The 21,543-nt window shown below is 58.3% G+C and carries 23 protein-coding genes; 10 read left to right on the top strand and 13 right to left on the bottom strand.

Features of this window, described 5'->3' with window-relative positions:
* Nucleotides 1-20: 20 nt before the first annotated feature.
* Entirely contained in the window at nucleotides 21-623 is a 603-nt protein-coding gene (gene ribA, locus CWM61_RS06215; protein ID WP_008807788.1) for a GTP cyclohydrolase II, read from the bottom strand.
* Between the two features lie 163 nt (nucleotides 624-786).
* On the opposite strand from ribA, the gene pgpB reads away from it, so the two are divergent.
* The 5 genes from pgpB (at nucleotide 787) to yciH (ending at nucleotide 4,430) form a co-directional block, all read left to right on the top strand.
* Nucleotides 787-1,554, top strand: coding sequence for a phosphatidylglycerophosphatase B (gene pgpB, locus CWM61_RS06210; RefSeq protein ID WP_100630919.1), 768 nt, complete (start codon nucleotides 787-789; stop codon nucleotides 1,552-1,554).
* A 136-nt stretch (nucleotides 1,555-1,690) separates the two neighbouring features.
* Nucleotides 1,691-1,999, top strand: a complete 309-nt coding sequence (locus tag CWM61_RS06205; protein WP_061154905.1) for a LapA family protein — start codon at nucleotides 1,691-1,693, stop codon at nucleotides 1,997-1,999.
* A gap of 6 nt (nucleotides 2,000-2,005) precedes the next feature.
* Nucleotides 2,006-3,175 carry a lipopolysaccharide assembly protein LapB gene (lapB, locus tag CWM61_RS06200; RefSeq protein ID WP_008807790.1) on the top strand — a complete coding sequence of 390 codons (1,170 nt, stop codon included), beginning with the start codon at nucleotides 2,006-2,008 and terminating at the stop codon, nucleotides 3,173-3,175.
* 191 nt (nucleotides 3,176-3,366) lie between these two features.
* Nucleotides 3,367-4,104: an orotidine-5'-phosphate decarboxylase gene (pyrF, locus tag CWM61_RS06195; RefSeq protein WP_074386103.1), complete on the top strand. Its 738-nt coding sequence runs from the start codon at nucleotides 3,367-3,369 to the stop codon at nucleotides 4,102-4,104.
* Nucleotides 4,104-4,430: a stress response translation initiation inhibitor YciH gene (yciH, locus tag CWM61_RS06190; protein WP_008807792.1), complete on the top strand. Its 327-nt coding sequence runs from the start codon at nucleotides 4,104-4,106 to the stop codon at nucleotides 4,428-4,430. Before pyrF ends, yciH begins: the two co-directional genes overlap by 1 nt.
* A 130-nt stretch (nucleotides 4,431-4,560) precedes the next feature.
* Here yciH and osmB read toward each other — a convergent pair whose 3' ends face one another.
* The 7 genes from osmB to CWM61_RS06155 all read right to left on the bottom strand — a co-directional run bounded on the left by osmB (nucleotide 4,561) and on the right by CWM61_RS06155 (nucleotide 11,109).
* Entirely contained in the window at nucleotides 4,561-4,779 is a 219-nt protein-coding gene (gene osmB, locus CWM61_RS06185; RefSeq protein WP_002901783.1) for an osmotically-inducible lipoprotein OsmB, read from the bottom strand.
* Nucleotides 4,780-5,053: 274 nt separating this feature from the next.
* Entirely contained in the window at nucleotides 5,054-5,803 is a 750-nt protein-coding gene (locus tag CWM61_RS06180; RefSeq protein ID WP_100630918.1) for a DNA-binding transcriptional regulator YciT, read from the bottom strand.
* A 71-nt stretch (nucleotides 5,804-5,874) separates the two neighbouring features.
* Complete coding sequence (locus CWM61_RS06175; RefSeq protein WP_012542045.1) at nucleotides 5,875-6,054, bottom strand: hypothetical protein; 180 nt, start codon at nucleotides 6,052-6,054, stop codon at nucleotides 5,875-5,877.
* A 158-nt stretch (nucleotides 6,055-6,212) separates the two neighbouring features.
* Nucleotides 6,213-8,147 (bottom strand): exoribonuclease II, encoded by a 1,935-nt coding sequence (locus tag CWM61_RS06170; RefSeq protein ID WP_038422375.1) that lies wholly within the window; start codon nucleotides 8,145-8,147, stop codon nucleotides 6,213-6,215.
* 81 nt (nucleotides 8,148-8,228) lie between these two features.
* The gene (locus tag CWM61_RS06165) at nucleotides 8,229-9,386 is read right to left on the bottom strand and encodes a CMD domain-containing protein (RefSeq protein ID WP_100630917.1); all 1,158 of its coding nucleotides are present in this window, start codon (nucleotides 9,384-9,386) and stop codon (nucleotides 8,229-8,231) included.
* Between the two features lie 193 nt (nucleotides 9,387-9,579).
* On the bottom strand, nucleotides 9,580-10,368 hold the full coding sequence (gene fabI, locus CWM61_RS06160) for an enoyl-ACP reductase FabI (protein ID WP_061154898.1): 789 nt from the start codon (nucleotides 10,366-10,368) through the stop codon (nucleotides 9,580-9,582).
* A 198-nt stretch (nucleotides 10,369-10,566) separates the two neighbouring features.
* On the bottom strand, nucleotides 10,567-11,109 hold the full coding sequence (locus CWM61_RS06155) for a HutD family protein (protein WP_074386100.1): 543 nt from the start codon (nucleotides 11,107-11,109) through the stop codon (nucleotides 10,567-10,569).
* 210 nt (nucleotides 11,110-11,319) lie between these two features.
* Here CWM61_RS06155 and CWM61_RS06150 point away from each other — a divergent pair, with 210 nt between their 5' ends.
* From CWM61_RS06150 to CWM61_RS06130, 5 genes are read left to right on the top strand one after another with little or no spacing between them, the layout of a single operon-like run.
* The gene (locus CWM61_RS06150) at nucleotides 11,320-12,165 is read left to right on the top strand and encodes a transporter substrate-binding domain-containing protein (RefSeq protein ID WP_074386099.1); all 846 of its coding nucleotides are present in this window, start codon (nucleotides 11,320-11,322) and stop codon (nucleotides 12,163-12,165) included.
* Between the two features lie 11 nt (nucleotides 12,166-12,176).
* A complete protein-coding gene (locus CWM61_RS06145) occupies nucleotides 12,177-12,896 on the top strand; it encodes an ABC transporter permease (protein WP_061154895.1) in 720 nt (239 codons plus the stop codon).
* A gap of 9 nt (nucleotides 12,897-12,905) precedes the next feature.
* The gene (locus CWM61_RS06140; RefSeq protein ID WP_012968438.1) at nucleotides 12,906-13,637 is read left to right on the top strand and encodes an ABC transporter permease; all 732 of its coding nucleotides are present in this window, start codon (nucleotides 12,906-12,908) and stop codon (nucleotides 13,635-13,637) included.
* 1 nt (nucleotide 13,638) lies between these two features.
* A complete protein-coding gene (locus CWM61_RS06135) occupies nucleotides 13,639-14,433 on the top strand; it encodes an ABC transporter ATP-binding protein (protein ID WP_061154894.1) in 795 nt (264 codons plus the stop codon).
* Entirely contained in the window at nucleotides 14,430-15,929 is a 1,500-nt protein-coding gene (locus CWM61_RS06130; protein WP_100630916.1) for an HAL/PAL/TAL family ammonia-lyase, read from the top strand. Before CWM61_RS06135 ends, CWM61_RS06130 begins: the two co-directional genes overlap by 4 nt.
* 29 nt (nucleotides 15,930-15,958) lie before the next feature.
* On the opposite strand, the gene sapF is transcribed toward CWM61_RS06130, so the two are convergent.
* Genes sapF through sapA form a run of 5 tightly spaced genes read right to left on the bottom strand, consistent with a single transcriptional unit; the run spans nucleotide 15,959 to nucleotide 21,244 of the window.
* Nucleotides 15,959-16,768 (bottom strand): putrescine export ABC transporter ATP-binding protein SapF, encoded by an 810-nt coding sequence (sapF, locus tag CWM61_RS06125; protein WP_004140269.1) that lies wholly within the window; start codon nucleotides 16,766-16,768, stop codon nucleotides 15,959-15,961.
* 1 nt (nucleotide 16,769) lies between these two features.
* Nucleotides 16,770-17,762, bottom strand: a complete 993-nt coding sequence (sapD, locus tag CWM61_RS06120) for a putrescine export ABC transporter ATP-binding protein SapD (RefSeq protein WP_061154892.1) — start codon at nucleotides 17,760-17,762, stop codon at nucleotides 16,770-16,772.
* The gene (gene sapC, locus CWM61_RS06115; protein ID WP_061154891.1) at nucleotides 17,762-18,652 is read right to left on the bottom strand and encodes a putrescine export ABC transporter permease SapC; all 891 of its coding nucleotides are present in this window, start codon (nucleotides 18,650-18,652) and stop codon (nucleotides 17,762-17,764) included. Before sapC ends, sapD begins: the two co-directional genes overlap by 1 nt.
* A complete protein-coding gene (gene sapB, locus CWM61_RS06110) occupies nucleotides 18,639-19,604 on the bottom strand; it encodes a putrescine export ABC transporter permease SapB (protein WP_061154890.1) in 966 nt (321 codons plus the stop codon). The genes sapC and sapB overlap by 14 nt, the downstream gene beginning before the upstream one ends.
* A complete protein-coding gene (sapA, locus tag CWM61_RS06105; protein ID WP_061154889.1) occupies nucleotides 19,601-21,244 on the bottom strand; it encodes an ABC transporter substrate-binding protein SapA in 1,644 nt (547 codons plus the stop codon). Before sapA ends, sapB begins: the two co-directional genes overlap by 4 nt.
* Nucleotides 21,245-21,543 lie beyond the last annotated feature (299 nt).

The raw sequence follows: 21,543 nt of genomic DNA, 5'->3' as shown, positions 1-21,543 counted from the left end.
TTCTCTTTGATCCAAACGATTTACTCCGCCGGCTTGCTGTTCAGCAGATGGCCCATTTTGGCGGCTTTGGTATCCAGGTAGTGGGCGTTTTTGGGGTTGCGCCCGACGATCAGCGGTACGCGCTCCACAATGTTGATCCCGGCTTCGGTAAGAATTTCCACTTTTTTCGGGTTATTGGTTAATAAGCGCACCTGCTCAACGTTGAGCAGTTTGAACATATCGGCGCACAGGGTGAAATCACGCTCATCGGCGGCGAAGCCCAGCTGATGGTTTGCCTCAACGGTGTCGTAGCCCTGATCCTGCAGCGCGTAGGCGCGGATCTTATTCAATAAACCAATGTTGCGTCCTTCCTGACGGTGATAGAGCAGGATCCCCCGACCTTCTTCGGCGATATGCGACAGGGCCGCTTCCAGCTGAAAGCCACAATCACAGCGCAGACTAAACAGGGCATCGCCCGTCAGACACTCTGAATGGACGCGGGCCAGGACCGGCGACTGCCCCGAAATATCGCCATACACCAACGCGACATGATCTTGTCCGGTTGCCAGTTCTTCAAAACCCACCATCAGGAAATCGCCCCATGGGGTTGGCAGTTTGGCTTCTGCCACACGTTTAAGCTGCATGTGATTCTCCAGATTCTGTCAGCACCTGAATGTGCTTTCTGTTTGCCGCTATTTTGCCACAAGGCCGGGACGTTCTCCTAATCGCGAACGGTTAGCCGCGTGGAAAGCGCACAAACGAACTACTTTCCGCTATGATGTTCATCTACAAGGAGAAGGAGAGAAAATGCTGTTGATTGCCCGACGAACCGCTCTCGCGGCGGCGCTGCTGCTTGTTATGCCTGTTACGGTCTGGCTGTCTGGTTGGCTGTGGCAGCCAGGACTGCCGGTTGCGATGTTGAAAACCCTCTGGTGGGTGACGGAAACGGTGACGCAGCCGTGGGGAATTATCACGCATGTCGCCCTGTGCGGCTGGTTTCTCTGGTGTCTGCGCTACCGGCTGCGCGCAGCACTGATCCTGTTCCTGATTCTTGCCGCCGCCATCCTGGCGGGACAGGGGGTTAAATCCTGGGTCAAAGAGCAGGTTCAGGAGCCGAGACCCTTTGTCATTTGGCTGGAAAACTCAAGACAGGTGCCGGTGACGCAATTCTATGCGTTGAAGCGTAAAGAACGCGCTAAACTGGTGCATGCTCAGCTGGCGCAGGCGCAGGACATTCCGCCATTTTTACGCAAGCACTGGCAGAAAGAGACGGGCTTTGCTTTCCCGTCTGGTCACACGATGTTCGCCGCCAGCTGGGCGCTGCTGGCCGCCGGACTACTGTGGCCGCGTCGGCGTTGGGGCACGATCGCCGTGCTGCTGGTATGGGCGACGGCGGTGATGGGCAGTCGTCTGGCGCTGGGCATGCACTGGCCGCTGGATCTCATTGTCGCCACGCTGATCTCCTGGCTGCTGGTCACGGTGGCCTGCTGGCTGACGCAGCGCCTGTGCGGAGCGCTCTCGCCGCCGGGGGAGGAGGCGCAGGATATTAAAAAACGGACGTCTGAAGCGGAATAATGTTGATTTTAGCGGCATCCGACCGCATATCCTGTACAGTTGCCATGCTTTTTCATTCCACCGCTGCGGCGAAAATGATACTTTATAGGGCTGAAAGCGGGCTTTTTTACGCGCAACCCACATAACGGGAAGTCATGTGAAATATTTACTCATTTTCTTACTGGTGCTAGCAATCTTCGTCATTTCAGTGACGCTGGGGGCGCAGAATGACCAACAGGTCACGTTCAACTATTTACTCGCGCAGGGTGAATTCCGCATTTCGACGCTGCTGGCGGTGCTGTTCGCCGCGGGCTTTGCCATTGGCTGGTTGATCTGCGGCCTGTTCTGGCTGCGGGTGCGTGTTTCGCTGGCGCGCGCGGAGCGAAAAATTAAGCGCCTTGAGCACCAGATTGCCCCCGTCAGCCCGGCAGCTGCCGACGCAGGCGTGCCTGCCGTGAAGGAATAACCTCTTATGCTGGAGTTGTTGTTTCTGCTTTTACCCGTTGCCGCCGCCTACGGCTGGTACATGGGGCGCAGAAGTGCACAACAGTCCAAACAGGACGATGCGAACCGCCTGTCACGGGATTACGTGGCGGGGGTTAACTTCCTGCTCAGCAACCAGCAGGATAAAGCCGTCGATCTGTTCCTTGATATGTTGAAAGAGGATACCGGCACCGTTGAGGCCCACCTGACGCTCGGTAACCTGTTCCGCTCGCGCGGCGAGGTTGACCGCGCGATCCGTATCCATCAGAGCCTGATGGAAAGCGCATCGTTAACCTACGATCAGCGCCTGCTGGCCGTCCAGCAGCTGGGGCGCGACTATATGGCCGCCGGGTTGTACGATCGCGCGGAAGATATGTTCAAACAGCTGGTGGATGAGACCGATTTCCGCCTGAGCGCTCTGCAGCAGTTGCTGCAGATCTACCAGGCGACCAGCGACTGGCAGTCGGCGATCGAAGTGGCTGAACGGCTGGTGAAGCTGGGTAAAGAGAAACATCGTGGCGAAATCGCCAACTTCTGGTGTGAGCTGGCCCTGCAGCAGATGGCGGCCAACGATCTGGATAAGGCGATGGCGCTGCTGAAGAAAGGCGCCGCCGCAGACCGCAATAGCGCCCGGGTCTCAATAATGATGGGCCGGGTGTGGATGGAAAAGGGTGATTACGCCAAAGCGGTTGAGAGCCTTGAGCGGGTTATCGACCAGGATAAAGAGCTGGTCGGTGAGACGCTGGAGATGCTGCAGACCTGCTACCAGCAACTGGGTAAAGCCGAAGAGTGGGAAGTTTTCCTGCGTCGCTGTGTGGATGAGAACACCGGGGCCACCGCTGAACTGATGCTGGCGCAGATCCTCGAGCAACGGGAAGGGGTCGAAGCCGCGCAAAACTACGTTACCCGGCAGCTGGAACGTCACCCGACCATGCGTGTCTTCCATAAGCTGATGGACTACCATCTCAACGAAGCGGAAGAAGGGCGCGCGAAAGAAAGCCTCGGGGTGCTGAGAAACATGGTCGGGGAACAGGTGCGCAGCAAACCGCGCTATCGCTGCCAGAAATGCGGCTTTACCGCCCATACGCTCTACTGGCACTGCCCATCCTGCCGTTCGTGGGCAACCATCAAACCCATTCGCGGCCTCGACGGCCAATAAAGTCAAAAAAAATCCCTTAATTAGTTACAACATACTTATCGCTTCTCTCCTCTCCAGGCGCGGCCCCGGCTGCGCCATCGTCTGGCCAGCGCCAATACAGCAGCCTGTTATTTTGTTAGCATCACAGGTAGAATGCTGCCCGTTTACCTTTTTTGCGCCGCCCTGGCGCCCATCAACACTAAGGTCTGGTCATGACGTCTACAGCTATCACATCTTCCCGCGCTGTCACATCCTCTCCCGTTGTGGTTGCGCTCGACTATGATAATCGCGATAAAGCGCTGGCATTTGTCGACCGCATCGACCCGCGAGACTGCCGCCTGAAGGTGGGCAAAGAGATGTTCACCCTGCTGGGCCCGCAGTTTGTTCGCGATCTACATCAGCGTGGGTTTGAGGTGTTCCTTGACCTTAAGTTTCACGATATCCCCAACACCACGGCTCGCGCGGTGGCGGCGGCGGCCGAACTCGGTGTATGGATGGTGAATGTTCATGCCTCCGGCGGCGCGCGGATGATGACCGCCGCGCGTGAAGCGCTGCTGCCGTTTGGCAAAGACGCTCCGCTGCTGATCGCCGTCACCGTACTCACCAGCATGGAGGCCAGCGACCTGCAGGATCTGGGCATTACCTTATCCCCGGCTGATTACGCGGCGAAGCTGGCAGCGTTGACCCAACGCTGCGGCCTTGACGGGGTCGTGTGCTCAGCTCAGGAGGCGGTGCGCTTCAAACAGGAGCTGGGACAGGCGTTTAAGCTGGTGACCCCGGGGATCCGTCCGCAGGGGAGCGAGGCCGGGGATCAGCGGCGGATTATGACCCCCGAGCAGGCCCTGGCGGCGGGAGTGGATTATATGGTTATTGGTCGCCCGGTGACTCAGTCGGCCGATCCTGCCGCAACGCTGCGGGCAATCAACGTCTCGTTGTCAAAGGAGGCATAATGAGCGATTCCAATAGCCGCCTGGTCTACTCCACGGAAACCGGGCGTATCGACGAGGCGAAACCGGCGCCGGTGCGGCCTAAAGGCGATGGTATTGTCCGTATTCAGCGCCAGACCAGCGGTCGCAAGGGCAAAGGCGTGTGCCTGATTAGCGGCATCGATGCTGACGATGCCGCGCTTAACGCTCTGGCAGCAGAGCTGAAAAAGAAATGTGGTTGCGGCGGCGCAGTGAAAGATGGCGTGATCGAGATCCAGGGTGATAAACGGGATTTACTTAAGTCGCTGCTCGAGGCGAAAGGGATGAAGGTTAAGTTAGCCGGTGGTTGAATGCTATTTCGACACTAATTAAATAGAGTGCTGAAATAACAAGGCCGCGGTGAATGCCGCGGCCTTGAATGATTTAACGTGCGTAAGTCAATTCGTGTGAATTATTCTTTTATTTCGTCAGGTAATTATATTATTTGCCAACCTGGTGACCAATAATACCACCGACTGCCGCGCCACCCAGGGTACCGAGTGCGCTACCGTCAGTTAACACCGCACCACCGATGGCGCCGGCGCCAGCACCGATCGCGGTGTTACGGTCGCGTTTAGACATGTTAGAACAAGCGCTCAGAGACATTGCTACAGTGACAGCCAGAACGACGGCAGCCATTTTTTTGCTCGTTGAAGTCATCATTTTTTTCTCCTGAATAATCTATTCATGGATACTACGCTCCTTTAAGCATAGCCTGAAATAGCAGCTTTAGGGCAATTCCATGAAGTTAGGGTGCGCAGGTGTCACGAAAATCACGCAGGTGATAGTCACTTCCTGTTATATCGCTAATAATAATTTTACTTTTTTTTAAATGTATCGTCAGGTAAAAAATCTTAATTAGCGGCTCGGAATACTCTCAGAGCGTAATAACGCCCCGAACGGCGCTATGGCATGGCTCGGGGCAGGGTAAACATCAGGCGTACGGCACAATATCGACGGTCAAGCCGCTGTGCAGTAACTGGTCGCGGCAGGCTGCCGGCAGGCGATCGTCGGTAATAACGCGGTTAAAGCGCCCGGCGGGACCGAGGGGATAGGGATGAACCGCGCTGAATTTTGAACTGTCGCTGAGAATAATCGCTTCACAGTGCTTTTCCAGCACGGCGTTAACCACATCCGCACGCATCATATCGCGACCGGTAAAGCCGGTTTCTGCCTGCCAGCCATCGATCCCAATGAAGGCTTTGCTGAAATGCACCTGCTGGATGAACTGGCGGGTCAGCGGGCCCACCATGCTTTCACTGCGTTTCTGGTAAATCCCGCCCAGCAGGATCACCTCTCCCGGCGTCTCTTTCAGCAGATGGGCGATATAGCTGCTCACGGTAATGATGGTGATATCGCCGCGTTCGGCGAGGGTGCGCGCCAGCAGGGCGTTGCTGCTGCCGTTTTCGATGAATACCGTTTCGCCGGCGCTCACCAGCGCCGCCGCCCGGCTGGCCAGTTCACGCTTAATGGCAAAATGGGTCATCATGCGGGTTTCGACATCTTCACTGTCCAGTGGGACTGCATAGCCATGGGTGCGGCGCAAATAGCTCTGCTTTTCCAGCAGATTCAGATCCTGGCGAATAGTGACCTCTGAGACACCGGTCATCTTCGCCAGATCGGCGACGCTCATCCGGCCTTTATCAATGACCACTTGCAAAATACTTTGTTGTCGGGCGTTCATAGCAACATCACTGTTAGGGGGCTATATGGCGAGCAACCGGTATGAGTCACCGGTTGCGGCATGGGCGATAATCAGATTTCCCAGGGGGCCTTGGGCTGGTTTTTTTGCTCAGCGTCGTCCGCTGCCAGTGCCAGCAGCTCCGCTTTGAGGATTTCCAGATTATGGATCGCAGAGTGGTAATCACCGGCAACCAGAATATCCAGCACGGTATCGATACGTTGGGCGAGCAGGTGGGCATTCACATCTGACATGGCATTATCCTGGTAACAAAAACGAATGAAATCAATGATGCTAAAAATGAGTGAAAAAGAGAAGCGAAAAAAACGCACAACCTTAATCGGTACGACGGAAATCGCTGGATGGAGAGGAAAGAAGCAGCGGTTCCCGGAGGAACCGCTGTGAAGGGGCGTCAGACTGCCGGACGCGCAATAATGCTGCGGGTTTCCATGCGGACTTCAGCGATGGTGACATCGATAACGTCAGTCACTTTGTAGACCACCTCGCCCTTGATCTGCACGGTGCCGTTCTCCTGGCTGCACACCAGTTCGTCGCGTACCGCGTGAAGGAACGGAGCCGGAATAAAGGCGACCGCGCCATTGTCCACCAGGCGCACGCGCATCCCGCCGCGGCTGATGTCGATGATCTCCGCCGCAAAGCGGGTATCGGTCCCGGCTTTATCGTTGAGGAAACGAGCATACAGCCAGTCGGCGACATCGCGCTCTGCCATCCGGTTAAGACGACGGCGCTCCGCCATCTGCACGGTGGCATCATCCTGCGGGCGCGCAATGGTCTCGCCTTTGATGATGGCCTTCAGCAGACGGTGGTTGATCATGTCGCCATATTTACGGATCGGCGAGGTCCAGGTGGCATAGGCCTCAAGGCCGAGGCCAAAGTGCGGGCCTGGCTCGGTGCTGATTTCCGCAAACGACTGGAAGCGGCGGATGCGGCTGTCGAGGAATCCGGTCGGCTGGGCGTCCAGTTCCCGGCGCAGCTTGCAGAACCCTTCCAGCGTCAGCACCTCCGTCGGGTCGACGTGCACGTCGTGGGTTTTCAGCAGCGCCGCCAGCTGTTCGGTATTCGCCGGGTCGAAGCCGGTATGGACGTTATAAACGCCGAAGCCGAGCTTGTCGCGCAGAACGCGGGCGGCACAGATGTTGGCGGCGATCATCGACTCTTCGACAATACGGTTGGCAATGCGACGTGGTTCCGCGACGATATCCAGCACTTCGCCTTTTTCGCCAAGAACGAAACGGTAGTCCGGACGGTCTTTGAACACCAGCGCATGGGTCTGACGCCATTCGCTACGACGCTGGCACACATCTTTCAACAGCGTAATTTGCTGCGCGATGGCGTCGCTGCCCGGCTGCCAGCTGCCGCGGCCTTCCAGCCAGTCAGAGACATCGTCATAGGCCAGCTTGGCTTTCGACTCGATGGTGGCGGCAAAGAACTCGATGTTGTCTTCGATGGTGCCATCGGCCGCCAGAGTCATCTGGCAGGCCAGCACCGGGCGCACTTCGTTAGCGCGCAGGGAGCACAGGTCGTCTGACAGCTCGCGGGGCAGCATCGGAATATTGAAGCCCGGCAGATAGTTGGTAAAGGCGCGCACTTTTGCGGCCTTATCCAGCTTGCTACCTTCGGCAATCCAGGCGGTCGGGTCAGCAATGGCGACCGTCAGCAGCAGTTTGCCATCAGCAGTGGATTCGGCATACAGCGCATCGTCCATATCTTCGGTGCTGGCGCTGTCGATAGTGACGAAGTCGAGAGCGGTTAAATCGCGGCGCGTCAGCCCTTCATCGAGCATTTCCGCGGCCACGCCGTCCGGCGCTTCTTTTTCAAGGTTATGGCGCGCCAGGGTTACCCACCAGGGGACGAAGTGATCGTCGCTGAAGGTGATGAACTGGGTCAGCTCCGCGTAAAACCCGCGGTCGCCTTTTAACGGATGACGGCGCATCTCGGCGACGGCCCAGTCACCCTGTTTGAAATCATGCTCAACGCCACGGGCGGCGCGGCAGGGAATGGCATCTTTCAGCAGCGGATGGTCAGGAACGATAGCGAGGCGATCGTCTTTCTTCTGGACTTTACCGACGAAACGGGTCAGGAACGGCTCAACCAGGGTTTCTGGTTCGGCGCTTTCGCGATCTTTTTCAGAATGGATCACCGCGACGATACGGTCGCCATGCATCACTTTTTTCATCTGCGGCGGCGGAATGAAGTAGCTCTTCTGAGCGTCCACTTCGAGGAAGCCAAAGCCCTTTTCCGTGCCCTTAACGACCCCTTCAGCGCGCGGCGTCTGGGAATGCAGTTGCTGTTTAAGCTGCGCTAGCAGCGGGTTATCCTGAAACATAATTAGGTATTTTCGTGGCTAAAAGAGCGGCTGACATTTTTACGCGAATATGCCTGCCGCAGCAAGCGCTGTTTCAGCAATTTACGTCTGCTGACGCACATTGCCGAGGGCGATTTTCAGACGATTCATCCATCCGCACAGCCCGCTCCAGGTCAACAGATCGATCGCTTGTTCCGCAGAGAGTCCATATTCCGCGAGGGGAGTTAACTGGGCGGCGCTAAACCGGTCCGGCGAGCGGGTTAACAGCTGCACCGCGGTAACGAGGGCCCGGGACTGAGGATGCTGCTGGAGCCAGCGATGGAGGGCCTGGTCGCCTTCCCGCAGGTGGCTGGCGAACTCTTCTTCACCGTGCCAGTGGGGGAGCCAGGCATCAAAACAGGTAGGGCTGCCATTGGTGCGTGCCGTGAGTAAGGCGACCTGCGGGCCAAAGGCATCATTCGTGCTGAGCTGACGGATCAAGGTCTCCAGAGGCGCGATCAACGGTGGGTCGCAGGCCAGCAATGGGGCCAACTCGCCCCGGCCGGGCAGCGACTGCCAGCCAGCGATACGCCGCTGGCGCTCATCATCGGCATACTGCAGATCGGGGTCCTCAAGGTCGCTCTGCCACTCTCCTGGTGGCGCGGTGAACAGTTCGGCGGGGGCCTCTTCTTGCTGAGGCATGCCGGGGATCCAACGCACCGGATAGCCCAGCGCCGCCTGCAGGACAGCAATCGCCCGGGCCTGGAAGCCGACGAAACCGATAATCTGGTTGATCAGGATAATATCCCGGCTGGTTAAGCCTACTTCGTCCAGCTGGCTGCGTGAGAGGGCGTTAATGACGGAGGGCGAACTGGCGAGCTGACGAGCGTACTGAGTGATCTGCGCCAGGCGACGGTTGCTCTCACGCGAAGAGTCAGGGCCAGGCAAGGGAGCCAGACGGGCGGCATAGTGGTTACACAACCGCTGGACGCCGTAGACCTGGGCGACAGTCAGCGCGGTGCTCAGGCGATCATAGGCGGTAAAAGTTTGCAGTCGGCTCACCGTCACCTGATCGGGAAACAGCCGCACTGCCAGCTCGCGAGCAGGATGTAGCCAGCCTGCGTGGATGTGTAGCCAGGCATCCGGCAGCGTCAGGTCCAGCAAAAAGCGGTCTTCAACATGGGCGGCTTCAGGGACAAGTGGCAGAACATCCACCGGGCAGATTGTTGACTGGGTTTCGTGATACCAGTGGTTTTTGCCATTCACGCGGCGTGGCTCCATGGGCTTTCCTTGTTCGGTATGTGGCGAACCGCCGTTCCGCGGATCGTTTATGCAGAACTATCCTGGCGTAACCCGGAAGCAGGAGAAAATATTGATACGTGCTAACAAATAGCCGATTGGAATAACAAGAGACAGCGCAACGGAAGGGAGTAAGGGATAAGCCCTCCTCACCAGGGTGAGGAGGGTATGGAACTTATTTCAGTTCCAGTTCGTTCATGGCGGCGATGCTGAACCCGCCGTCAACGTGAACGACTTCACCGGAGATCCCCGCAGACAGGTTGGAGCACAGGAAGGCTGCGCTGTTACCCACATCTTCAATGGTGACGGTGCGACGGATCGGGGTGACCGCTTCGCAGTGTGCCAGCATTTTACGGAAATCTTTAATGCCAGAAGCAGCCAGCGTACGGATCGGTCCGGCAGAGATGGCGTTGACGCGAATGCCTTCCGGACCCATGGCGTTAGCCATATAACGGACGTTAGCTTCCAGAGAGGCTTTGGCCAGACCCATCACGTTGTAGTTCGGGATCGCGCGCTCTGCACCCAGGTAGGAGAGCGTCAGCAGGGCTGAATCCGGGTTCAGCATGCTGCGGCAGGCTTTAGCCATCGCCACGAAGCTGTAAGCGCTGATGTCGTGCGCGATTTTGAAACCTTCGCGGGTCACGGCATTGACGTAGTCGCCATCTAACTGGTCAGCCGGAGCATAACCGATAGAGTGGACGAAACCATCGAATTTCGGCCAGACTTTTTCCAGCTCGGTGAACAGTGCGGTAATGCTCTCATCTTCAGCAACGTCGCACGGCAGCACAATGTTAGAACCCAGCGCGGCAGCAAATTCTTCTACGCGACCTTTCAGTTTTTCATTCTGATAGGTGAATGCCAGTTCCGCGCCTTCGCGGTGCATTGCTTGCGCAATACCGTAGGCGATGGACAGTTTGCTGGCGACGCCAGTGATCAAAATGCGCTTACCGGAAAGAAAACCCATAGCTTTAATCCTTATCGTTATTGCGTATTTTTACTTTAACAATCATAGCGTTAACATTGTTATTTCAAAATAACTCAAATTTAGCCGGGAATTATATCCCACTGACGACCCCTTGTGTCACGATATTTTTCAGCCGGCCCGCGCCCCGCGGGGCAAAAGCTCATCGCGACGGCTCCAGTATACCATCTCTCCTGACGATTATTTGAGCGCGATCTCCGCCAGCAGCAGACGCCCATTGGCGCCGAGGGGCAATAGCTCGCCTGGGGATTCACCGCGCCAGCAGAGACCGCTGCCGGCCGCGCTTCGCTGCCCGGCCAGATCCCACTCGCCCTGAAGAACATAAGCGACTCCCTCAGTGGCAGGGCGTTGCTGGTCGTTTATCACCTTTACTCTCGCCGAGGCACGTCCGCGCTGAGTCATGATATTGAAGTCCAGCCCTGGCTCAACGATCCCGACGCTGGACAGCGCCCATTCGCCGGGGAACGCCCACGGCTGCCAGAGCGTCAGCGGATGGTCGATGTCCTCGCCGCACAGTCGTAGCGGTTGTCCCGCCAGCAGGGTAATCACCCGGTCGACGCCGGGGAAGGGGGAAAATGGACCATCTGCCTGCAGGGTGGCAATGCTCGCTCGCCAGAGAAAGGGAGCCTCTGTGGAAGGAACGGCGATAATTTCCCGGGTGGCACCGGCACCGTTCTTCCATGGCGTGATGGGTAAGGTGGCGATATCAAAAAAAAAGATCATGGTCTGCTCGGCGGAATTCAGAGGGTGGATGGTATTTGTTACATGTGTGTCTCAACATGCTTACAAATTATTTACAACAGGGCTCACAAATCCATCATCGAGCGCGTGTGTGGGTTTGTCAATGCTTGTATATACATGAGCAGTCATCTACGAATTATCTTATCGCAGTGACCAGAGCCATCATGACAAAACGCGATCGGGAGAATGAAAATGCAACAGCGTATTACTTTCCGCCAGGCCTGCCTGGTCACCCTGTTTTCGGGGCTACTGCTGTCTGGTGGCTCAACATACGCTAAAGAGTGGAAATCAATCACCATCGCTACGGAAGGCGGCTATGAACCTTGGAACCTGACACTTCCCGGAGGGAAGTTGAGCGGCTTCGAACCTGAGCTCATGGCGAATTTATGCCAGCGGATGCAGATCGAATGCAAGCTGGTGGTACAGAACTGGGATGGCATGATTGCCGGACTTAACGCCGGAAAATATGACGTGATCATGGACGCTATTGTCGTCACCCCGGAGCGATCGAAGGTCGTGGCGTTTACCCAGGCCTACGCTGCTACGCCAGCCTCGTTCATTGCGGTAAAAGGGTCACTGCTCCCTCCATCTCCGACGGTCAAGCTTCATGATGATGAGAAAGAGATTCAGGCGGCGATTGCGCCTCTGCGCGCGGCGTTGAAAGGGAAAACTATCGGCATCGCTTCCGGCACCGTGTACACCCCGTTTATTGATAAATATTTCAAGGATATCGCTGACGTCCGGGAATATAACAACTCAGCGGATGCGATCCTCGACCTGCAGGCTGAGCGCATCGATGCGGTGTTTGATGATATTACCTTTGCCAACACCACCCTGTCGCGACCGGAGAATAACAATCTGGCATTGAGCGGTCCGCTGATGAGCGGGCCGATCTGGGGAGGCGGTGAGGCGATGGGCGTGCGCCTGACCGATACCGATCTTAAAGCGAAACTGGATAGCGCCATTCAGGCGGCGCTGGCCGATGGGACGGTAAAAAAACTGAGTGAGAAATGGTTTAAAAGCGACGTTACCCCCTGAGTGAGGCTGTTATGTTGAATCTTCTGAGTTTTGGTGAAAACGGGTGGGGGACGCTGATCCTCAGTGCCACGCTGACCACCTTGCTGCTGTCGCTCGCCGCGCTGGCCGTCGGTGCGGCGGTGGGCGGCGTCATTGCCGCCGCGAAGCTATCCCGGCACGCGCCAGCGCGCTGGTTTGGCGCCGCCTGGTCGGTGGTATTCCGCGGTATCCCCGAATTACTGGTGATCTACCTGTTTTATTTTGGCGGCTCAGGGATGATTTCATGGGTGGGGCGTCTGTTTGGCGCTGATGGCTTTATTGAGGTTCCGCCCTTTCTGATTGGCGCCCTGGCGATTGGTTTGATCTCCTCCTCGTATCAGGCGGAAGTCTACCGTGCTGCTCGCCTGGCGCTGATGCCCGGTGAAGTGGAGGCGGCTACCGCCATCGGCATGCCGCGCTGGCGGATCCTGCAGCGCATTCTGTTGCCGCAGATTGTCCGTTATTCGCTGCCGGGGTTATCCAACGTGTGGCAAATGAGCCTCAAAGATTCGGCGCTGGTATCGGTGACCGGGATGGTTGAACTGATGCGCGCCAGCCAGATTGCCGCAGGCTCGACCCGCGAATATTTCCTGTTCTATCTCATCGGCGGCGGCTGTTATCTGATCCTGACGCTGCTCTCTAACCGCGCGTTTACCCGGGCGGAGAGCCATCTCAACCGCGCCTGGCTGCGTCGCAGCACCGCGCAGGCGTAAGGAGCCCGTATGTTTATCGATTTTGCCTTCCTCGGTGAGACGTTGTTGAAGCTCGGCGCGGCGCTGCCGGTGACGCTGGGGCTCTTTATTTGCTCTTTTATCCTCGGCGGCGTACTGGCCCTCGGCGTTCTGGCGCTGCGAATGAGCCACTGGCCGCTGGCTAGCGGTTTCGCCAAAGGCTATATCCTGATCTTTCGCGGTTCACCACTGCTGATCCAGTTGTTTCTCATTTATTACGGGCTGGGTCAGTTTGGGGTGATCCGTCACAGTTTCCTGTGGCCACTGCTGCGCGAACCCTTTATCTGCGCCGTTCTGGCGCTGGCGCTCTGTACGGCGGCCTACACCGCGGAAATTCTGCGCGGCGGGTTGCTGGCGATACCGCCGGGGCAGATTGAAGCCGGTCAGGCTTGCGGTATGTCGCGCTGGCTGTTGCTGCGGCGGATCATTGCCCCAGTGATGCTACGTTATGCACTGCCAGCCTACTCCACGGAGGCCATTCTGCTGGTCAAGTCGACGGCGCTGGCAAGCCTGGTGACCGTCTGGGACGTCACCGGGGTGGCGCAACAGATTATTCAGCGTACCTACCGGACGATGGAGGTATTCCTCTGCGCGGCGGCCATCTACCTGCTGCTTAATTTCATCATTGTGCAACTGTACGCCCTGCTTGAACGGCGTTTAACGCCGCATACCCGGCAAAACCCGGCGACCGTGTCGCTCAAGCCGATAACCAAAGGAGAGTAAGATGCTCGATTCACGTCCGGTGACCTTATCGGTCAGCGATATTCATAAGTCCTTTGGCTCCCTGGATGTCCTGAAGGGGATCACCATCCAGGCCCAGCAGGGCGATGTCATTTCGATCCTCGGCGCCAGCGGCTCAGGTAAAAGTACGCTGCTGCGCTGCATTAATCTGCTGGAAACCCCCGATGCCGGGGTGGTCAGCGTCGGGGGAGAGACGATTGAAATGAAGCACCACGCCCGCGGGCATCGGCTGGCGGCGAATCCCCGGCAGATAGAGCGCCTGCGTTCGCGGCTGGGGATGGTCTTTCAAAGTTTTAACCTGTGGTCGCATATGACGGTCCTGCAGAATGTCATTGAGGGGCCGCATTATGTGCTCAAACGGGATAAACGGACCTGCATTGAACAGGCTGAGCAGCTGCTGGAGCGGGTGGGGATGTTGAACCGAAAGGATTTCTATCCGGCACAGCTCTCCGGCGGCCAACAGCAGCGCGTGGCAATAGCCCGCGCGCTGGCGATGGAGCCAGACGTCATGCTCTTTGATGAACCCACCTCCGCGCTGGATCCCGAACTGGTCGGCGAGGTGTTAAAGGTCATGCGCAGCCTGGCGGAAGAGGGGCGGACGATGCTGGTGGTCACCCACGAACTGGGATTCGCCCGCCATGTCTCCAATCGGGTGGTATTTATGCACCAGGGGACGATTGACTGCGACGGTGCGCCTGAGGCGCTATTTGGCACTCAGGGTTCCGCGCGCTTTAAGCAATTTATCTCCAGCCATCAACAGCCAGGACAGGTCGTATGAATATGATCCAGTGGGGCGATGCACCGATACGCTGGCAGGAGGTGGCTTGTGTCGCCCGGGGCGAGGCGACCTTGAGCCTTAGCGAAAGCGCCTGGGCGCGTATCGAGCAGGGACGGGCGATTGTCCAGCATATCGTTAACGCCGGTCAGGTGGCCTATGGGATTAACACCGGGCTGGGGGCGCTGTGCAACATTACGCTGCCGGAAGCGCAGTTACACCAGCTGTCGCGCAATACGCTGCTTAGTCATGCCTGCGGGGTGGGTCCGCTGCTGGAGGTCGCCCCAACCCGGGCCATTATGTGCGCCGCGGTGGCCAATTTCAGCCACGGTAAATCCGGTATCTCCGCCGGAATAGTGCGACAACTGCTGACGTTTTTGCAGCATGGCGTGACACCGCAGGTGCCCTCTCAGGGGTCGGTTGGCTATTTAACGCATATGGCGCACGTTGGCCTTGCCCTGATGGGAGTCGGCGATGTGCTATGGCAAGGGCGAACGTGGTCTGCGGCAGAGGTCCTGTCGCAGCTGAATCTGCAGCCCATCGCGCCGGGAGCGAAAGAGGGGCTCAGTCTGGTCAACGGTACGCCGTGCATGACCGGCCTGGCCTGCCTGGCCTTAGACGACGCTGAGCGCTTAATGAACTGGGCTGATGTGACCGGAGCGATGAGCTTTGAAGCGCTGCGCGGCCAGCTTGTGGCGTTTGATGCCGAGATCCTGGCGCTGAAAGCCAGTCCCGGGATCCAGATCAGCGGCCAGCGGCTGCGTGAGCTGCTGGCGGACAGCCATCTTCTGGCCGAAAGCGAAGGTCTTCGCACCCAGGATGCGCTGAGTCTTCGCTCGATGCCTCAGGTGCATGGCGCCTGCCGCGACCAGTTTAGCCATGCAGAGACGCAGATTAATATCGAACTTAACGCCTGTACCGATAATCCCCTAATCCTGGGTACCCTTGAGCAGTGGCGGGTGGTATCCCAGGCGCATCCCCACGGCGAATCGGTGGCAATGGCCTGCGATTTACTGGCCATTGCCATGGCAGAGCTGGGTACCATCGCCGAACGACGTCTTGACCGGCTGGTGAATCCTCTGGTGAGCGGCTTGCCGGCCTTTCTGGTCGCCCGACCCGGTGTGAATTCAGGCATGATGATTGCCCAGTACGTCGCTGCGTCGTTGTGCGCGGAAAATAAGCAGCTGGCGCAGCCGGCGGTGCTGGATAATTTTGTTACCTCGGCTTTGCAGGAGGATCATTTAAGCCTGGGCACCAGCGCCGCGCTGAAACTACAGCGCCTGCTCGGCAACCTCTATCAGATCCTGGGTATCGAATATTTACTCGCGGCGCAGGGGCTCGATTTTCACGAGCCGCAGAAACTGGCGGCGGGGACGCGTCGGGCGCGCGATCTGCTGCGCCAAAGCGTGCCCACCTGGGAGGACGATCGCTGGCTGGCGCCGGACATCGCCAACGCGGTGGCTATCCTCAAGCGGACGGCTGGCCACGCGCCGGTGTGAGGTCACCGGGCGAGGTGAATGAGATGGGGCTATTTCCCGTCTTTGCGCCAGGCGTCGGCGGTGAGGGCTTCACCGAAGTGGCCGGCGATCAGGCGTCGGGTCAGGTCGTGCAGCGGTGAGGCCAGCACATCGGCGGTGCTGCCGCGCTCGACCACTTCGCCGTTATGCATCACCAGCACCTGATCGCTGATGTGCTTCATCATTCCCAGGTGCTGAGTGACATAGATATAGGAGATGCCCTGTTTCTCCTGCAGCTCCAGCATCAGGTTAATGAGCTGGGAGCGCATCGACATATCCAGCGAGGCCAGCGCCTCATCGCAGACGATGACCTTCGGGCGCAGGATCAGCGCCCTGGCGAGGCCGAGACGCTGCTTCTGACCGGGCGCCAGCATATGGGGATAATAGCTGACGTGGTCCGGCAGCAGACCGACCATGCGCAACGTGTCGATAATCTGCTTCTGCCGCGCCTCGGCGTCGAGGTCGGTATTCAGCCGCAGTGGAAAATCGAGGATCTGCGAGATACGCTGGCGCGGATTCAGTGAGGTCGACGGATCCTGAAAGATCATGCGAATCTTCTGGCTGCGGTAGGAGTAATCCCCGAAGGTCAGCGGATGGTCGTCGATCAGCAGCTCGCCGCTGGTGGGTTCCACCATCCCCGCCAGCATCTTCGCGAGGGTGGATTTCCCGGAGCCGTTCTCGCCGATGATCGCCAGCGTCTGCCGTTCGCGCAGAGTAAAACTCAGCGGCTTGACGGCCTCCACCGTCTGGCGGTGAAACCAGCCGGTGCGGTAGCGAAAGGTCTTACTGAGTTGGCGAACTTCCAGCAATGTTTCGACCATTTCACTCTTTCTCCATGTTCAGCGGGAAATGACAGGCGTACAGATGGTTGCGCGCCCCGGTAAGACGCGGCGTTTCAATACACTCGCGCTGGGCGTAAGGGCAGCGCGGCCCCAGCCGACAGCCGATGGGCAACTGCTCCAGCAGCGGGATCGCCCCCGGCAGGGTGTTGAGGCGGCTTTTATGTGGCATGGCGCTGCCAAAATCCGGGATCGCACGGATTAATGCCTGAGTGTACGGGTGGTGCGGGAGGGTGATCAGCTCTTCACTCGGTCCGCTCTCTACCGTCTGTCCGCAATACATGACGTTGATTTTATCCGCCCATTTGCTGAGCATCTGCAGGTCGTGGCTGATCAGCAAAATAGTGGTGTTGTTATTCTGGTTGAGCCGCGTCAGCAGACGAATAATCTGCGCCTGGGTGGTGGGTTCCATGGCATTGGTGGGTTCATCGGCGATCAGCAGACGCGGCTGGTTGGCCAGGGCGATGGCAATCATCACCTTCTGACACTCACCGTCGGTGAGCTGATAGGGGAAGCTGCGCATCGCGTCTTTGTGATCCTTAATGCCGACGCGGTGCAACAGCTCTATCGCCCGGCGCTTACGCCAGCCCAGCCGTTGCCACCAGCGGCCCTTATAGGTCCAGCCGGGGATACTCTGGATCAGCTGCTGGCCGATGCGCTCAGAGGGATCAAGACAGGACTGCGGCTCCTGGAAAATCATCGACACGTTGTGGCCGATCAGTTTCCGTCGCTCGCGGTTCGACAGCCGCAGCAGGTCGATATCATCGAAACGCATGCGGTCGGCGGTGACCCGCCAGTTGTCTTTGGTCACCCCACAGATGGCTTTGGCGATGAGGCTTTTCCCGGAACCGGATTCGCCCACCAGGCCGCGGATCTCGCCTTCAGTCAGGGTCAGACTGACGCGATCGACGGCTTTCACCCAACCTTCGTTGGTTCTAAATTCGATAGTTAAGTGACGAATATCGAGTAACGGCATTATTGTACCCCGGCAATGATCGCCCGGCGAATACCGTCGCCCAGCAGGTTGACCAGCAGTACGCTGAGCATAATCGCGGCCCCGGGCAGCATCACGGTCCACGGTGCGACATAGATAAGCTCCAGCGCATCGCCCAGCATGGCTCCCCATTCCGGTGAAGGCAGCTGGGCGCCGAGATCAAGAAAGCCCAGCGCGGCAATATCCAGAATGGCCATCGACAGGGCGCGGGTGATCTCGGTCACCAGGCCAGAGGCAATATTGGGCAGAATGGCAAACAGCAAAATGTTCAGCGTCGACGCCCCGTCGAGGCGAGCGGCGATGATGTACTCTTTCTCCAGCTCGTCGTGGACCATGCTGTAGACGGAACGCACCATGCGCGGGAGCAGCGCCAGCCAGACGGCGAACATCGCATGGCTGAGGTGCGGCCCGGCGAACGCGACGACGATAATCGCCAGCAGCAGCGAGGGAATAGAGAGCAGGGTATCGAGAATATGGTTCATCACCGCCGAACGCAGGCCGTGGGTCGACCCGGCAATCACGCCCAGCACCAGGCCAAACAGCGTCGCGCCGAGGGTGACGACGAAGGCCCCGCCGACGGTCGGCGCCGCGCCGCTCAGCAGCCGGCTCAGCACATCGCGGCCCAGGTCATCGGTTCCCAGGAAGAAGGAGACTTCGCCATAGCGCGACCACGACGGCGGCAGCAACTGGTAGCCAAGGAACTGCTGATCGATACCATAGGGGGCGAACCAGCCGCCGAAGACGCAGAGCAACAGCAGACCCGCGCAGCCGTACAGGCCGATCATCGCCGTGGTGTCACCATAGAATTTACGCCATACGGTGCGCAGCGCGCCGGGCGGACGCTTTTCCAGATAAACGCTATCGTAGGGCATACCATTCCTTATGTTTCAGCGGGTTAGCCATGGCACCGAGGATATCGGAAATCACGTTGACGATAATAACCAGTGCACCAATCACCATGACGCCGGCGGAGATCGCCGCGTAGTCCTGCTGGCGGATCGCGTTGATCAGCCAGCGTCCCAGTCCGGGCCAGCTGAACACCATCTCAGTGATCATCGCCAGGGTGAGCATGGTGGAAAACTGCAGGCCGAGGCGCGGGATCACCGGCGGCAGGGCGTTGTGCAGTACATGGCGCAGTAAAATTTTGCGTCGCGACACGCCGCGGGTGGCTGCCGCTTTGACATAGTTGGTGTCATACACCTCGCTGGTGCTGATGCGCATCAGGCGGATCACCTCGGTGGTGGGGGCCACCGCCAGGGTCAGCACCGGCAGCACCATATGTCGTGCGGCGCTGACGATCATCTCATGGCGCCATGGCGAGTCCGAGATCCAGGCGTCAATCAGCGCAAAACCGGTGACGGTTTTCACCTCATACAGCAGATCGAAGCGGCCAGAGACCGGAAACCAGCCAAGAGTCAGCGAGAAGAAGAGGGTCAGCAGCAGCGCCAGCCAGAACACCGGAATCGAGAAACCAACCAGCGCGATGGCGCTGATCAACGTATCGGGCCATTTATTGCGCATTACGCCGGCGATCATGCCCACCGGAATGCCAATCAGCAGGGCAAAGCCGAAGGCGAGGATGCACAGCTCCATGGTCGCCGGGAACACGTCGCGCAACTGTTCGGAAATCAGCTGGCCGTTAATGCTGGAGACGCCAAAATCCCAGTGCAGCACCCCTTGAAACCAGAACAGCCACGCATTCCACAAGGAGGCGCCCTGTAGCGGCGCATGAGGGGTAAAATAACTCAGGCTGAAGCCGATAAAGGTCAGAAAAAAGAGGGTGACCAGCAGCAACAGCAGACGACGCAGGGTAAAAATAATCATGGCTTTTTCACCTCTTCGGTTTTCTCCCGCGATACGCCAGCGAACGAAGCGTTACCGAAGGGGCTCAGCACGAGGCCTTTCATATCATAGCGATAGGCCTGCAAACGCAGCGAGGAGGCCAGCGGCAGGACCGGCAGTTCGCGAGCGAGGATCCGCTGCGCCTCTTTGTAAGCGTCCATCCGCGAGGAGAGCTGTTGCGAGAGCAGCGCTTTTTGCAGCACGTCATCAAACTCCCGGTTACACCAGTGGGCAAAGTTGGTTTGTGAGGCGATCGCCGCGCAGCTTAGCAGCGGCCGGAAGAAACTGTCCGGATCGTTGCTGTCCGTCGCCCAGCCGGAGAGCGTCAGATCATGGTTCATGTCCATCAGGCGCGCTTCCTGGAAGCGCCCCTCCACCGGCACAATAATCACCTTGACGCCAATCTGCGCCATATCCGCCTGGATAAGCTCCGCCGTTTTCAGCGGGCTGGGGTTCCACGCCTGCGAGCTGGTGGGCACCCACAGCTTGAGGGTCAGGTTTTCCAGCCCCAGGGCCTTCAGGCGCGTGCGGGCCTCCTTGGGATTATATTCGGTAATCTTAGCGTCGTTATCATAGGCCCACGAGGCGCGCGGCAGCATGGATGCCGCCGTCTCTGCGGTGCCGTAGTAGATGGACTGCATCAGGCGCTGGTTGTTAATGGCCAGCGCCAGCGCGTGGCGCACCTCGGGGTTATCCAGCGGCGGCTTGGCGGTGTTGAAGGCCAGCCAGGCAATGTTCATTCCCGGGCGTAGCGTCAGGCGCAGGCGCGGGTCGTCGCGCAGGATTGTCAACTGGCTGGCGGCGGGCCAGGCCAGCACGTCGCATTCCCCGGTGAGCAGTTTCGACAGTCGGCCGGTACCGCCAGAGCCAAGGTCCACCACCACCTGCGGCATCAACGGTTTGCCGCGCCAGTAGTCGGGGTGACGCTGCAGACGGATATATTGCCCGGAGCGGTACTCGGACAACTGGAACGGACCGGTGCCGACCGGCTGGCGATCCAGTTGTTCCTGGCGGTCGTCTTGCGTTAAGCGGGCGGCATATTCGGCAGAGGTAATCGACGCATAGTGAGTGGCCAGATGCCAGAGGAACGAGGCGTCCGGCCGCTTGAGGCGAAACTCCACGGTCTGATTATCCAGCTTACGCACACTCTCCACGCTGTCAGCAAACTGCAGACTGTCGAAGTAGGGGAAGCTGCTGCCGTTGACGTTGTGCCACGGATGGTCGCGGTTAAAAATGCGACCAAAGGTGAAAATGACGTCATCCGCGTTGAAGTCCCGCGTTGGGGTGAACCATGCCGTGCGTTGAAACGGGACATGGCGGCGCAGGTGGAAGCGGTATGTGGCGCCGTTATCGAGGACTTCCCAGCTCTCCGCCAGCTCGGGGACCAGCCGGTAGGTATAGGGGTCGACGTCAAGCAGACGATCGTAGATCTGAGCGGCCAGCGTATCGACAATCAGGCCGCTGCTGACTTTCTGCGGATTAAAGGTATTCACCTGGCCGCTGACGCAATAGACGAAACCGCTGTCGCGGATATCGGCGCGGTCAGGGAGCACAGGGGCGGCAAAGGCCTGCCCACACAGCAGGGAAACCGCTGCCAGGAGAGATGACAATTTCAGGCGCATATTTTCTGTTTGATTATAGAGTTGAACTCTATCTTATTAAGATTAATAGACATTCACCACCGCCTTCAACAAGCCTGAGGGATAATGCGGTCACCGGGAGCGTATAGTATTCAGTCAATTGATTAAAATAGTAGCGGAACCGAGTCTGTATATTGAAACATGGTAACTTTTTATCGCCGATATCGCCAGTCAGGTCTGTTTGGCCGCGGTTTGCAAGACGATGAAACAGGCGCTGACGCCGGGGAGATGTATTCAGTATAGCGGGGAGAGAGCAGAGGGGCTGACGGGCAGCGGGCGAG

Source organism: Klebsiella sp. K-Nf6 (assembly GCF_002806655.1).
GTDB classification, from domain to species: domain Bacteria; phylum Pseudomonadota; class Gammaproteobacteria; order Enterobacterales; family Enterobacteriaceae; genus Klebsiella; species Klebsiella variicola.
Note: the sequence above shows the minus strand (reverse complement) of the source record. Positions and strands in the feature narration are given on the sequence as shown.